Origin of the sequence: Lysobacter cavernae (assembly GCF_042648505.1) — a bacterium.
Lineage (GTDB): Bacteria > Pseudomonadota > Gammaproteobacteria > Xanthomonadales > Xanthomonadaceae > Lysobacter_L > Lysobacter_L cavernae.
In genome coordinates this window covers 1-12,852 of the sequence record NZ_JBHRXK010000001.1, presented here as the reverse complement: position 1 = coordinate 12,852, position 12,852 = coordinate 1, and the positions used below count along the sequence as shown (strand labels likewise).

Here is a 12,852-nt window from a genome sequence, read left to right as displayed (position 1 = left end):
GCCGGGCAGATCCCGGCGTGTTTACTGTGCGAGACGGAACGCGGTCAGTTCGCCTTCGACGTTCTGCACCACGAGAATGCCATCGGCCACGACCGGCGCGGCGCGCAGCGCCTTGCCACCGGCACGGGCACGTGCGGCGAACTCGCCATTGTCGAGCTTGAGCCAATGCAGGTAGCCGTCGAAATCGCCGACCACCGCGTAATCGCCCTGCACGGCCGGTGCCGTCAGGTTGCGACGGGCCAGTGCCGGCTGCTGCCACAACGCGCTGCCGCCGGCCTTGTCGAGGCCGTACACGGTGCCCGCCGGGTCGGACACGACCAGGCGGTCGCTGCCCACGCCGATACGACCGGCGCCGCCGTGGCTGCTCGACCACATCGGGCGTCCACTGGGGGCGTCGATGGCGATGGTCTGCTTCTTGAAGCTGCTGGCGTAAAGCGTGGTGCCTTCCAGCACTGGCGCGCCGTCGACATCGGCCATGCGGTCGAGCTCGGTGCGGCCTTCGGCCTGCGCGACGGCCTGTTCCCACAGCGGGCGACCGTCGGTGGCCGACAGCGCGCTGACCGTACCGTCGTCGTTGCCAACGAAGATGAAACCGGGGCCGAGCACCGGCGCATCGTTGCCGCGCACCGACAGCATCGGCACTTCATGCGCCCAGAACCAGCGACGCTCGCCACTGGTCGCGTCCAAAGCCGTGACCCGGCCGTCGTTGGATCGCACGAACACCATGCCCATGCCCACCGCCGGAGCGGCGATGACTTCGTTGCCAACCTTGGCCTGCCACTTCTCGGCGCCGCTGGCGGCATCGAGCGCGATCACCTCGCCGTCGAGACCGCCGATCACGACCAGGCCCTCGCCCACGCCGGGACCACCGGACAGACGCAGTTCGGCCTTCTTGTCGGGCTTGTACTGCCACACCGATTTTCCGGTCTGCAGATCGAAGGCGTGGACTCCGCCTTCGATGGCGGCAGCGTAAACGCGGCCGTCGGCGATGACCGGCCCCTGCCTCACGCCCGTACGGCCTTCGCCCTTGCCGGCCTGCGCCGACCACAGCTTGGACACCGTCACCGACGGCGCGATCTCGGTCAGTTCGGCAGGTTCGTTCGGCTTGCCGTCATCCTTCTTGTCGCCGCCGAACCAGCCCTTGACGGTGGCGCAGCCGCCTAGCGCGAACGCGCACATCAGCACAAGGGAAGAACGGAGCAGCATCGAGCGGGGCTTCATCAGGACTTGGCCTCGGGCTTGGCGGGCGTACCGCCGACTTCGGTGAGCTTGAGTTCGAGCAGGCGACGCTGCGGCGAGGCCACATCGAGCTTGGCCAGAGCCTGGGTATAGGCTTCACGGGCGCGGTCACGCTGGCCAAGCGCGTACTGCGCATCGCCGCGGACTTCGATTGCCGACGGACTGGTCGCGTTGACCACCAGCTTCAGCGCGGCATCGGGCTGCTTGGCATCGATCAACAGCCGCGCCAGGCGCTGGTTGACGACCTCGGCCAGTGCCGCGTCGTCGGTCTTGATACTGCGCAGGGTCGCGATCGCGGCATCACGCTGGCCGGCAGCGACCTGGGAGCGGACGAGTTCCAACGCGCCCAGAGTGCGGTACGTGCCCTGGCCCAGCCCTTTGATTTTCGCCTCGGCCTGCTTGTCCTTGGCCTGGATCGCCACCACCGCGGCCTGGTATCGCTCCGCCACGGCTCGCTGCTCCTGCTCACCGCGGTGTTCCCACCACTTCCAGCCACCGATCGCGGCCAGACCGAGCAGGATGCCACCGATCAGGCCGGCGCCGTTGTTGCGTAGCCACTGGAGGACGCGTTCGCTTTGTTCGTGCTCGTCGAGAAGATCGTCTATCGCCATTCGAAGGCTGCCATGCGGTGTCGCCCCCGCCGCACGGCGGGAACACTAATGATTGAGCACTGGCCCGCGGTGCAGGCCAGTGGCGAGGAATGACCCGCGTCGCGGGTCAGTCGGCGACCGGCGCGAGGGAGCCGTCAGAGGATAGCGTAAAGCGCGCGACGTTCGCGCGGCTGAACGGTGCCAGATCGACCGGCTTGCCGGCTTGCCGCACTTCGACGGCAGCGGAATTGCCGAGCACCATGCGCGTGACCTCACCGGCCGCGTAGTTACGCTGCTGGCCGGCACCGAGCAGGCCCTGCTCGATGGTATGGCCGTCGGCGGCATACACCTGGACCCAGCTGTCGCCAGTGAGCGTCAGCGACAACGCCGCTTGCTGGGTCGTGCTGGCCGGCAACGACGCGATCGATGCGATCAACGGTGTGCGCTGTGCTGGGGGCGATGGCGGTTGGGCCGCTGCGGGCTCGGCCGTGGCCGTGGCCGGCACTTCCAGCGATTGCACCGCAAGGTTGCTGTTCTGGTGCGGACGGGTCACCAGCCAGACCGGCACAGCGAGCGCGGCGGTCATCACGATGTAAACCGCACGCTTGGTGGCCTGCTCAAGCACGCGGCGGTAGCGCGGCGTGTGGGTGTGGCTGACCAGTACCGAGGGAGCGACCGCGGCGACCGGCGTCTGGCTCAGCAGATCCTCGAGGTCGATTCCGAGCAGCCGGGCATAGCTGCGCAACTGTCCGCGCAGAAACACGGGCGCCCCGGACTGAGACAGATCGCCGGATTCGAGTGAACGGACCACCCGCACCGGCATTTTCAACCGCGCCGAGACGTCCTCGTGCGACAGGCCTGCCTGTTCCCGAGCTTGCTTCAGGCGTGCGCCACAGCTGACGCCGCCGTCAGGCGCGACTTCGTTCGACTGCATCATCGCTTACCGCCATCCCCTGTCCCGGAGCCCTGCGCATCAGGGAACTCCGCCCTCATGCGCTGAACGTATCTTGCGGAGACTGCCGTGTCGCCGGGTTTTTGCTGGATTTGTGACGCAAGCAACAACGTACGGGCACCCGCCCGCGCCCGTTGCCGGTGACGGACGGCCGATAGCGCGCAGGCGCCCACTGAAGTCTTCGAGAAACCGCTGGCGGTCCCACGCGTGGGAAGGCAGCTGGCAGTGGCGTCAAGCCGCCGCATCACCCAGCCCCTGCGCCTGCAACTGTTTACGAAAGTCGGCCTGGCGGCGGGTGCGATCCATGACCTGCCCCTTGAGCTGGCCGCAGGCGGCGTCGATGTCGTCGCCGCGGGTGCGGCGAACCGGCGCGATCAGGCCCGAGTCATTCAACAGCTTCTGGAAGGAGCGGATCGTCGCCTCCTCCGGTCGCTCGAAACGCGTCCCAGGGAACGGATTGAACGGGATCAGGTTGACCTTGGCCGCGTCCTTCATCTGCACAGCGTTGTCGAACTGGCGCATCAGCCGCGCCAGCTCCCGCGCGTGCTGCGGCTGGTCGTTGACGCCTTTCATCAGCGTGTATTCGAAGGTGACCGAGGTGCCGCGCTTGCGCAGTGCGTAACGCACGCAGGCGTCCATCAACTGCTCGATCGGATACTTTTTATTGAGCGGCACCAGCTCGCTGCGCAGCTCGTCAAAAGGCGCGTGCAGCGACACGGCCAGCGACACGTCGCTCTCCTCCGCCAGGCGGTCGATCATCGGCACCATGCCGGCCGTCGACAGGGTCACGCGCTTGTTCGCCAGGCCGTAACCGAGGTCGTCGCGCATGATGCTCATCGCGCGCACGACGTTGTCGAAATTCGCCAGCGGCTCGCCCATGCCCATCATCACCACGTTGGTGAGCTTGCGCTGCTGGTGCGGCACATTGCCCAGGTGCCGTGCCGCCACCCAGACCTGGCCAATGATCTCGGCGGTCGACAGGTTGCGGTTGAAGCCCTGGGTCGCAGTCGAGCAGAACGTGCAGTTGAGTGCACAGCCGACCTGCGAGGACACGCACAGCGTGCCGCGCCCCTTGTCGGGGATGTAGACCGTTTCGATGGCGTTCTTGGGGTCCATGCCGAGCAGCCACTTGTGGGTGCCGTCGGTGGATGCCTTGTCGAACACGACCTGCGGCACGTGCACATGCGCGTGCTGCTCGAGCTTGGCGCGCAGCGCCTTGCCCAGGTCGGTCATGTCGTTGAAGTCGGTGACGTAGCGATGATGGATCCACTTCATCACCTGGTGCGCACGGAACTTCTTCTCGCCGAGCGTCTCTTCGAAGAAACGCTCGAGCGAAGCGCGGTCGAGATCGAACAGGTTCGTCCTGCCCGAGCCGACCGCGGACTTGCCGGCCACGACCGCGGCAGGCGCAGCCGACTCCATCGCCGCGGCAGTGCCTGCGTCGGCGAGCGTGAGTTCGATGCTGTCGCGTTGCGTGGTCATGGCCTGTCTACTATCAACGTATCTCGATCAACGGGCGTAGACGCTGGTCGCCGGGAAGAAATACGCGACTTCGTTCGCGGCGTTCTCCAGGCTGTCCGAACCGTGCACTGCGTTGGCGTCGATGCTGTCGGCGAAGTCGGCGCGGATCGTGCCCGGCGCGGCGTCCTTCGGGTTGGTGGCACCCATCAGGTCACGGTTCTTGAGCACCGCGCCCTCGCCCTCGAGCACCTGGATCATCACCGGGCCGGAGATCATGAACTCGACCAGCGCGCTGAAGAACGGGCGCTCGCGGTGCACGGCATAGAAGCCTTCGGCCTCGGCCTTGGACAGGTGCTTCATCTGCGCCGCGGCGACCTTGAGGCCGGACTTTTCGAAACGCGAATAGATCTCGCCGATGACGTTCTTGGCGACGGCGTCGGGCTTGATGATGGACAGGGTGCGCTCCAGCGCCATGGAAATTCTCCGGGTAGGCGGGCCGCTGAACCTGAGGTTCGCGCCCGAGGATAACAGAAAAACCCGCGTCGGGACGCGGGTTTAGCCAACAAGGCTCCGGTAATTCTAGCGGATTGGCAGGCGCTTTTGCACGGTCACGCCGAAGATTCCGTTGACGGTTCAGCCGGCCCGGACTAGCATCCAAACAAGCGTTTGATTCAGGACCGACATGGCCACCACCACCCACTTCTCCACCAAGGACCGCATCCTCGGCGCCGCGGAGGAGCTTTTCGCCCAGTTCGGTTTCACCGGCACCTCGCTGCGCCAGGTCACCAGCCGCGCCGACGTCAACATCGCCGCGGTCAACTATCACTTCGGCAGCAAGGAAAACCTCGTCAACGAGGTCTTCCGCCGCCGCATGGACGAGATGAGCGCCCAGCGCCTGGGGGCATTGAAATCCGCGGTGGAACAGCATCCCGGCGAACTCGAGCCGATCCTGGCCGCCTTCGTCCAACCGGCCCTGGCCATGGCCCAGGACCGCCACGGCGGTGGTGCCTTCGTGCGCGTGGTCGCCCGCGCCTATGCCGAGAAGAACGACCGCCTGCGCAAGTTCCTCTCCGACCATTACGGCCATGTCCTGCGCGACTTTGCCAAGGCCATCGCCGGTTGCATGCCGGGCCTGAGCAAGGAAGAGCTGTATTGGCGCCTGGACTTCCTGGCCGGTGCGCTGACCTACGCCATGGCCGATTTCGGTCTGATCAAGCGTCCCGCCGGTATCACCGAGGCGGCGCATCGTGAACGTGCCGCGCGTGAGCTGATCCGCTTCGCCGCTGCCGGTTTCAAGAGCTAAACGCCTGAAAGCTTACTTCTTGTAAAAACAAGGATTTGCATAACATGTCTAAGAAACTTCTTGTCCGCCGTGTCGCCGTCCTCGGTGCCGGCGTGATGGGCGCGCAGATCGCTGCGCACCTGACCAATGCCGGTGTCGACACGGTGCTGTTCGACCTGCCCGCGAAGGAAGGAGACCCCAATGGCGTCGTCGCCAAGGCCATCGCCAACCTGGGCAAGCTCAGCCCTGCCCCGCTCGCCAGCAAGACCCTGGCCGAGCGCATCACCGCGGCCAACTACGAGACCGGCCTGGAGCAGCTGCGCGACTGCGACCTGATCATCGAGGCCATCGCCGAGCGGATGGACTGGAAGCAGGACCTGTACAAGAAGATCGCCCCGTTCGTGGCCGAGCACACCGTGCTGGCCAGCAACACCTCGGGCCTGGGCATCAACAAGCTGGCCGAAGTGCTGCCCGAGCAGCTGCGCCACCGCTTCTGTGGCGTGCACTTCTTCAACCCGCCGCGCTACATGCACCTGGCCGAGCTCATCCCGGCCAAGACTACCGACGCCGATGTGCTCGAGGCGCTGGAAACCTTCCTGACCACCACCTTGGGCAAGGGTGTGGTCATCGCCAAGGACACCCCGAACTTCATCGGCAACCGCATCGGCGTGTTCTCGATGCTGGCCGGCATGCACCACACCGAGCAGTTCGGCCTGAGCTTCGACACCGTCGACGCGCTCACCGGCCCGGCAATCGGCCGGCCGAAGTCGGCGACGTTCCGCACCGCGGACGTGGTCGGCCTGGACACGATGGCGCACGTCATCAAGACCATGGCCGACACGCTGCCCGACGATCCGTGGCACGCGTACTTCAAATCACCGAAGTGGCTGGCGGCGCTGATCGAGAAGGGCGCACTGGGCCAGAAAAGCGGCGCCGGCGTCTACACCAAGCGCGGCAAGGACATTCTGGTACTCGACCTGAAGGCGCAGGACTACCGCGCCTCTGCCGGTGAGCTCGACCCGGAAGTGGCCGGCCTGCTCAAGGAGAAGGACCCGGCCAAGAAGTTCGCCGCGCTGCGCGCCAGCGCGCATCCGCAGGCGCAGTTCCTGTGGGCGATCTTCCGCGATACCTTCCACTACAGCGCATTCCACCTGGAGTCGATCGCCGACACCGCGCGTGACATCGATTTCGCCATGCGCTGGGGCTACGGCTGGTCGCTGGGGCCGTTCGAGACCTGGCAGGCCGCCGGCTGGAAGCAGGTCGCCGACTGGATCGCCGAGGACATCGTCGCCGGCAAGGCGATGAGCAGTGCGCCGCTGCCGGACTGGGTGTTCGACGGTCGCGACGGCGTGCATTTCGCCGACGGCAGCTACAGCCCGGCGCGCAACGCCAACGTGGCGCGCTCGGGCAATCCGGTCTATGCGCGCCAGCGTTTCCCCGATCCGCTGCTGGGCGAGAAGTTCTCGCACGGCCGCACCGTCTACGAGAACGACGGCGTGCGCCTGTGGGTCGACGAAGGCGACGACATCGCCGTGGTCAGCTTCAAGACCAAACTGCACACCGTCAACGACCACGTGCTCAACGGCCTGCAGGAAGCCATCGCCATTGCAGAACGCGACTTCAAGGGCCTGGTGATCTGGCAGCCGAAGGAGCCGTTCTCGGCGGGTGCCGACCTGGCCGGCGCACTGGGCCTGTTGCAGGCCGGCGACGTCAAGGGCTTCGAGGCGATGGTCGCCAACTTCCAGGCCACCAGCCAGCGCATCAAGTACGCGCTGGTGCCGGTCGTGGCCGCAGTGCGTGGCTTGGCACTGGGCGGCGGCTGCGAGTTCCAGATGCACTCGGCTAAGGCCGTGTTCACGCTGGAAAGTTACATCGGCCTGGTCGAAGCGGGCGTCGGCCTGCTGCCTGCCGGTGGCGGCCTGAAGGAGTTCGCGGTGCGCGCGTCCGAGGCCGCTGGCCCGGGCGGCGACGTGTTCGCGCAGCTCAAGACCGCGTTCGAAAGCGTGGCGATGGGCAAGGTCTCGGCCTCGGCCTTCGAGGCGCGTGAGCTCAAGCTCGCCCGCGACAACGACACGGTTGTCTTCAATTCCTTCGAGCTGCTGCATGTCGCCAGGCAGCAGGCGCGCGCACTGGCCGAATCCGGCTACCGTCCGCCCCTGCCGGCGCGCCGCATCCAGGTCGCCGGTGATGTCGGCATCGCCACCTTCAAGATGATGCTGGTGAACATGCTGGAAGGTTATTTCATCTCCAAGCACGACTATGAGATCGCCACCCGCATCGCCACCGTGATCTGCGGCGGTGAAGTCGACCGCGGTGCGCTGGTCGACGAGGAATGGCTGCTCAAGCTCGAACGCGAACACTTCGTCGCGCTGGCACAGATGCCCAAGACGCAGGAACGCATCGCGCACATGCTCAAGACCGGCAAGCCGCTGCGGAACTGACCCGGCCGTGATTCGTGATTCGGCTCAGCGAAAAGCGCCGTCGCGAAGCTCCGCTCCCACGAATCACAAATCACCAATCACCAATCACGCTTTGGAAAGAACAATGACCAAGCAGATCCAGGACGCCTACATCGTCGCCGCCACCCGCACCCCGGTCGGCAAGGCCCCGCGCGGCGTGTTCCGCAATACCCGTCCCGACGAGATGCTCGCCCACGTGCTGCGCTCCGTGGTCGCGCAGGCGCCGGGCATCGACCTGGGCCGCATCGACGACGCCATCATCGGTTGCGCCATGCCCGAGGGCGAGCAAGGCATGAACGTGGCGCGTATCGGCGCGCTGCTGGCCGGCCTGCCGAATACCGTCGCTGCGCAGACCATCAACCGCTTCTGCTCCTCCGGCCTGCAGGCCGTGGCACTGGCGGCCGACCAGATCCGCCTCGGCAACGCCGACCTGATGTTGGCCGGCGGCACCGAATCGATGTCGATGGTGCCGATGATGGGCAACAAGGTCGCTCTGAGCCCGCAGGTGTTCGCCAAGGACGAGAACGTTGCCATTGCCTACGGCATGGGCATCACCGCCGAGAAGGTCGCCGAGGAATGGAAGGTCTCGCGCGAAGACCAGGACGCCTTCGCGTTGGCCTCGCACCAGAAGGCCATTGCCGCGATCCAGGCCGGTGAGTTCAAGTCCGAGATCACGCCGTATGAAGTGATCTCGCGCATCCCCGACCTGGCCAGTGGCAACACCATTCGCATGAAGAAGACGCTGGTCGAGATCGACGAAGGCCCGCGTCCGGACTCTTCACTCGAAGGTCTGGCCAAGCTCAAGCCGGTGTTCCGCAACGGCCAGTTCGGCGGCAGCGTCACTGCCGGCAACAGCTCGCAGATGAGCGACGGCGCCGGTGCGGTGCTGCTGGCTTCCGAACAGGCGATCAAGGACTACGGCCTGACCCCGCTCGCCCGCTTCGTCAGCTTCTCGGTCGCCGGCGTGCGCCCGGAAGTGATGGGCATCGGCCCGATCGCGGCGATTCCGAAGGCGCTCAAGCAGGCCGGCCTGAGCAAGGACCAGCTCGACTGGATCGAACTCAACGAAGCGTTCGCCGCGCAGGCGTTGGCCGTAATCCGGGATTCCGGCCTGGACCCGTCCAAAGTCAATCCGCTCGGCGGCGCGATCGCGCTCGGTCATCCGCTCGGCGCCACCGGTGCGATCCGCACCGCCACCATCGTGCACGGCCTGCGCCGTCGCCAGCTCAAGTACGGCATGGTGACGATGTGCATCGGCACCGGCATGGGCGCGGCGGGCATCTTCGAAGCGCTCTGATCGCTCAGCGGATCGTTCGATTACGAAAACGGGCAGCCAGGGCTGCCCGTTTTTTGTTGGCGCCGGATGGTCTGTCCACCGGGTCTTCACAAGAAGATCGCCCTTCCCATGCCTAGGATGGACCCGCATCGTGGCTCGCCGCCTGGGGATGCACGCAGCGGCGCACGGAATGCGTATCGCCACACCCTGTTCGACCCATCTCAAGGAGAATCCCATGTTCGAGCGCGCTGCCTCTTTCCGGGCGTTATTGGCTCTGGCCCTGACTGTATTGCTGTCCGCATGCGCCACGACGAGCCCCGGCTCGATGGCCGGCACAGTCGAGATCCGCACCGGTGTCATCGAACAGATCACCGATGTGCAGATCAACAGTAACCACCACACCGGCGTCGGTGCCGTCGTCGGCGGCGCAATCGGTCTGGGCGTCGGTAGTCTGATCGGTGGTGGCAGCGGCCGCGATGTCGCGCAGGTGCTGGGCACCATCGGCGGTGCGGTCGCCGGCAACGAAGTGCAGAAGAAGCACGACAAGCCGCTTCCAGGCCAGCAGATCATCGTGCGCATGAGCAACGGCGTGCTGGTTTCGGTGACGCAAGCGCCTTCCAGCCTGCGCGTCGGGCAGAAAGTCTACGTCCAGGGCAACGGCGAAAACGCCCGCGTTACAGCGCAATAACTTCGCCCGCGTTCACAGGCCGAGGTTCGCCTCGGCCTGTGTCGCCGTGTCACGCCAGACGGGTTCCGTCGGGCACCGGCCGCTCGATGGTGGTGATGACCACGCCGTCTTCGGTCGGGAAGCCTGTCAGCAGAAACTCCGACACGAACGGTCCGACCTGCTTGGGCGGGAAGTTGATCACGCCCACTATCTGGCGACCGACCAGCGCGTCGGCCGGATAAAGGTGCTTGATCTGCGCACTGGTTTTCCTGATGCCATGGGGGCCGAAGTCCACCCACAGTTTCCAGGCCGGCTTGCGCGCCTCAGGGAATTCCTCCACGCGTTGCACAGTCCCTGCGCAGATCAACACCTTCTCGAAATCACCCCAGGTGATCGTGCCCTGCTCGCTCATCACTGCCTCGTCCGTTCCATCCGGTCTTTCCATGCATCCTTGAACTCGGCCCACCAGTAGCGCAGTTGGGCACCCGCAAAGCCGGCCGGCTTCAAAGCCGATACCAGACCATAGTCGGCAAACTCACGCCAGCGCGTACTGCCTTGCGTGATCGCGTCCGCCAGCAACTCGCCGGCGAACGTCGTCGGCGCCACGCCGTGGCCGCCGAAGGCCTGGGCGAGCCACAAGCCGGGCTCGATACAGCTGATCTGCGGCATCTGGTGCCGTGCGTAACTCATCAAACCGGACCAGGCATGATCGATGCGAATCCCATCCAGCTGCGGGAACACCTTGAGCATGTCCCGGTACAACAATCGCCTGACCGCCGCCGGCGCGCGATCCCGCACCGAAATGCGACCGCCCCATAGCAGGCGACTGTCCGGCAACGGACGGTAGTAGTCGAAAGCGAAACGGGTGTCGTAGACCGCGGCACGTGTCGTCATGACCTCGTCCAGGCGCGCTCCCAGCGGCTCGCTCACCATCACATAGGTGGCAATCGGCAGCACCGCCGCATCCACCTGCCGCCGCAATCCAGCCAGGTAACCGCCACAGGCCAGCACCACCTGTTCGGCCTCGACAACGCCAGTGGGCGTGCAAACCCGCCAACCCTGCCCCACCCGTTGCAGACCGGCGACCGGTGACTGCTCATGGACCGTGACGCCCTGGGCAATCGCAGCCTGGGCAATCCCCTGCGCGTATTTGAGTGGGTGGAAGTGGAAGGCATCGGGCTCGAACAGACCGCCATGGTAGCGGCGGCTATGCACTTGCTGCAGCAGATTAGCCTCGGATAGCCATTGCCAGCGGACTGCGAAGTGCTCGTCCAGCAGGCGCTGGCGCGCGTGCAGCAGTCCCGCATCGCGGAACCAGTTCGCCCAGATGACACCGGCGTCGACCCGGTCGCAATCGATGGCATAGCGCTGGCTGCGGGCGCGGATCAATTCGACGGCAGCGACGGTGCCTGCATACATGCCCCGAGCCCGCTCAGGCCCGAGCTGCTGCAGCAGGCTCGCTTCGCCGAGTGAAAAACCACCGAACACGAACCCGCCATTGCGGCCGGAAGCGCCGAAGCCGACGCGATGGGATTCCAGCACCACGACATCACGCAAGCCACGTTCGGCGAGCCCAAGGGCCGTATTGAGCCCGGCAAAGCCCCCACCGATCACGCAGACCCCGGTCGAGCAGGCGCCCTGCAGCGCGCCGTGCCCGACCGCGTGATCCGGCACAGTGGCACTGTAGTAATTGGAACTCAGGCCTGCCATCGATGCCGGACACGCCACCGGGATAGGAAGAAGCGACGACGAATCAGGTCGTCATCATGCCAGTCTGCGTACGTGGGCGACGCCGGCAGAGGCGACGCGATCTTCAGCCGAGTTCTTCGACGCCCAGCTCGGCCAGCGCATTCTGCATCAACTGACGGGCCGAATCGCTGAGCTTCTCGTGATCGAGCGCATAACGGATGGTCGCTTCGATCAAGCCTATGTGGGTGCCGCAGTCGAAACGCGTGCCCTGGAAACGGTAGGCATTGACGGCTTCCTCGGAAAGGAGCGCGGCAATCGCATCGGTCAGCTGGATTTCCCCGCCGGCACCGGGCTGCGTGGATTCGAGCAGCGAAAAGATGCGTGGGTTCAGTACATAACGGCCCACCACCGCAAGCGTGCTCGGCGCTGCCTCGGGCCTGGGCTTCTCGACGATGGCGCGGATGCGGCCCTGCCGCGCGTGGAATGCGTCGGTCGCGACTATGCCGTAGCTGCCGGTCTGCTCGCGTGGCACGTCCTGCACCGCGATCATGCTTGCGCCTGACGCCTGAGCGGCGTCGGCCATCTGCTTGAGCGCGCCTGGGCCACGGTTCCAGATCAGGTCGTCGGGCAACAGCACCGCAAAGGGTTCATCGCCGATCACAGCCTTCGCACACAGCACGGCATGGCCTAGGCCCAGGGCTTCGGCCTGGGTCACGAACACCGCACGAACGCCGGACGGCAGGACATTGCGGATCAGCTCGAGCTGCTCGGTTTTGCCGCTGCGCTCAAGCTTATGCTCGAGCTCATAGGCCTTGTCGAAGTAGTCAGCGACCGCGTGCTTGTAGCGGTTGGTGACGAACACCAGTGTGTCGCAGCCGGCTTCGATCGCCTCGTCAACCGCGTACTGGATCAGCGGCCGATCAATGATCGGCAGCATTTCCTTCGGCACGGTCTTGGTCGCTGGAAGAAAACGGGTGCCCAGACCAGCCACCGGAAAAACTGCCTTGCGGATACGGACCGACATCAAACCTTCCTGGCATTGCGCGCGGGAAACGCCACCACCGTGGCCGATTCCTGGTAATCGGGATGAGCACCGATCGGCTGAAATTCGGGCACGGCAATCCGAAGCAAGCGACCTAGCAGGCTGCTGAAATACCGCCCGTCTTGAACACGATCCGCCCCGGCTGCGATGGCACGAGCGGACTTTCATTCAGATCGGCGCACCGTTGATCCGGTT

Annotated in this window: 12 protein-coding genes; 4 read left to right on the top strand and 8 right to left on the bottom strand. The window is 65.6% G+C overall.

What is annotated here, in order from left to right:
* Positions 1–21: 21 nt before the first annotated feature.
* The 5 genes from bamB to ndk all read right to left on the bottom strand — a co-directional run bounded on the left by bamB (position 22) and on the right by ndk (position 4,716).
* Positions 22–1,221 (bottom strand): outer membrane protein assembly factor BamB, encoded by a 1,200-nt coding sequence (gene bamB / locus ACFOLC_RS00060; RefSeq protein WP_386756631.1) that lies wholly within the window; start codon positions 1,219–1,221, stop codon positions 22–24.
* Positions 1,221–1,850, bottom strand: a complete 630-nt coding sequence (locus tag ACFOLC_RS00055) for a YfgM family protein (RefSeq protein ID WP_386756629.1) — start codon at positions 1,848–1,850, stop codon at positions 1,221–1,223. The genes bamB and ACFOLC_RS00055 overlap by 1 nt, the downstream gene beginning before the upstream one ends.
* 106 nt (positions 1,851–1,956) lie before the next feature.
* Positions 1,957–2,766: a helix-turn-helix domain-containing protein gene (locus tag ACFOLC_RS00050; protein WP_386756628.1), complete on the bottom strand. Its 810-nt coding sequence runs from the start codon at positions 2,764–2,766 to the stop codon at positions 1,957–1,959.
* 246 nt (positions 2,767–3,012) lie between these two features.
* On the bottom strand, positions 3,013–4,203 hold the full coding sequence (gene rlmN / locus ACFOLC_RS00045; protein ID WP_386757901.1) for a 23S rRNA (adenine(2503)-C(2))-methyltransferase RlmN: 1,191 nt from the start codon (positions 4,201–4,203) through the stop codon (positions 3,013–3,015).
* Between the two features lie 87 nt (positions 4,204–4,290).
* The gene (gene ndk / locus ACFOLC_RS00040; protein ID WP_386756627.1) at positions 4,291–4,716 is read right to left on the bottom strand and encodes a nucleoside-diphosphate kinase; all 426 of its coding nucleotides are present in this window, start codon (positions 4,714–4,716) and stop codon (positions 4,291–4,293) included.
* A gap of 208 nt (positions 4,717–4,924) precedes the next feature.
* Between ndk and ACFOLC_RS00035 the strand changes: the two genes are divergently transcribed.
* The 4 genes from ACFOLC_RS00035 to ACFOLC_RS00020 all read left to right on the top strand — a co-directional run bounded on the left by ACFOLC_RS00035 (position 4,925) and on the right by ACFOLC_RS00020 (position 9,947).
* Positions 4,925–5,545, top strand: coding sequence for a TetR/AcrR family transcriptional regulator (locus ACFOLC_RS00035; protein WP_386756626.1), 621 nt, complete (start codon positions 4,925–4,927; stop codon positions 5,543–5,545).
* A 44-nt stretch (positions 5,546–5,589) separates the two neighbouring features.
* Complete coding sequence (locus tag ACFOLC_RS00030) at positions 5,590–7,965, top strand: 3-hydroxyacyl-CoA dehydrogenase/enoyl-CoA hydratase family protein (RefSeq protein ID WP_386756625.1); 2,376 nt, start codon at positions 5,590–5,592, stop codon at positions 7,963–7,965.
* A 103-nt stretch (positions 7,966–8,068) separates the two neighbouring features.
* The gene (locus tag ACFOLC_RS00025; protein WP_386756624.1) at positions 8,069–9,280 is read left to right on the top strand and encodes an acetyl-CoA C-acyltransferase; all 1,212 of its coding nucleotides are present in this window, start codon (positions 8,069–8,071) and stop codon (positions 9,278–9,280) included.
* Between the two features lie 214 nt (positions 9,281–9,494).
* The gene (locus tag ACFOLC_RS00020; RefSeq protein ID WP_386756623.1) at positions 9,495–9,947 is read left to right on the top strand and encodes an outer membrane lipoprotein; all 453 of its coding nucleotides are present in this window, start codon (positions 9,495–9,497) and stop codon (positions 9,945–9,947) included.
* A gap of 49 nt (positions 9,948–9,996) precedes the next feature.
* Here the strand turns inward: ACFOLC_RS00020 and ACFOLC_RS00015 are convergent, their stop codons facing one another.
* The 3 genes from ACFOLC_RS00015 to galU all read right to left on the bottom strand — a co-directional run bounded on the left by ACFOLC_RS00015 (position 9,997) and on the right by galU (position 12,639).
* A complete protein-coding gene (locus ACFOLC_RS00015) occupies positions 9,997–10,338 on the bottom strand; it encodes a tRNA-binding protein (RefSeq protein WP_386756622.1) in 342 nt (113 codons plus the stop codon).
* On the bottom strand, positions 10,338–11,636 hold the full coding sequence (locus ACFOLC_RS00010) for an NAD(P)/FAD-dependent oxidoreductase (protein ID WP_386756621.1): 1,299 nt from the start codon (positions 11,634–11,636) through the stop codon (positions 10,338–10,340). The genes ACFOLC_RS00015 and ACFOLC_RS00010 overlap by 1 nt, the downstream gene beginning before the upstream one ends.
* A 103-nt stretch (positions 11,637–11,739) precedes the next feature.
* The gene (gene galU, locus ACFOLC_RS00005; protein ID WP_386757899.1) at positions 11,740–12,639 is read right to left on the bottom strand and encodes a UTP--glucose-1-phosphate uridylyltransferase GalU; all 900 of its coding nucleotides are present in this window, start codon (positions 12,637–12,639) and stop codon (positions 11,740–11,742) included.
* Positions 12,640–12,852: the final 213 nt, after the last annotated feature.

Excerpts from the sequence above, each read along its gene's own strand:
- bamB (WP_386756631.1), bottom strand. The coding sequence starts at position 1,221 with ATGAAGCCCCGCTCGATGCTGCTCCGTTCTTCCCTTGTGCTGATGTGC.
- ACFOLC_RS00055 (WP_386756629.1), bottom strand. The coding sequence starts at position 1,850 with ATGGCGATAGACGATCTTCTCGACGAGCACGAACAAAGCGAACGCGTC.
- ACFOLC_RS00050 (WP_386756628.1), bottom strand. The coding sequence starts at position 2,766 with ATGATGCAGTCGAACGAAGTCGCGCCTGACGGCGGCGTCAGCTGTGGC.
- rlmN (WP_386757901.1), bottom strand. The coding sequence starts at position 4,203 with ATGGAGTCGGCTGCGCCTGCCGCGGTCGTGGCCGGCAAGTCCGCGGTC.
- ndk (WP_386756627.1), bottom strand. The coding sequence starts at position 4,716 with ATGGCGCTGGAGCGCACCCTGTCCATCATCAAGCCCGACGCCGTCGCC.
- ACFOLC_RS00035 (WP_386756626.1), top strand. The coding sequence starts at position 4,925 with ATGGCCACCACCACCCACTTCTCCACCAAGGACCGCATCCTCGGCGCC.
- ACFOLC_RS00030 (WP_386756625.1), top strand. The coding sequence starts at position 5,590 with ATGTCTAAGAAACTTCTTGTCCGCCGTGTCGCCGTCCTCGGTGCCGGC.
- ACFOLC_RS00025 (WP_386756624.1), top strand. The coding sequence starts at position 8,069 with ATGACCAAGCAGATCCAGGACGCCTACATCGTCGCCGCCACCCGCACC.
- ACFOLC_RS00020 (WP_386756623.1), top strand. The coding sequence starts at position 9,495 with ATGTTCGAGCGCGCTGCCTCTTTCCGGGCGTTATTGGCTCTGGCCCTG.
- ACFOLC_RS00015 (WP_386756622.1), bottom strand. The coding sequence starts at position 10,338 with ATGAGCGAGCAGGGCACGATCACCTGGGGTGATTTCGAGAAGGTGTTG.
- ACFOLC_RS00010 (WP_386756621.1), bottom strand. The coding sequence starts at position 11,636 with ATGGCAGGCCTGAGTTCCAATTACTACAGTGCCACTGTGCCGGATCAC.
- galU (WP_386757899.1), bottom strand. The coding sequence starts at position 12,639 with ATGTCGGTCCGTATCCGCAAGGCAGTTTTTCCGGTGGCTGGTCTGGGC.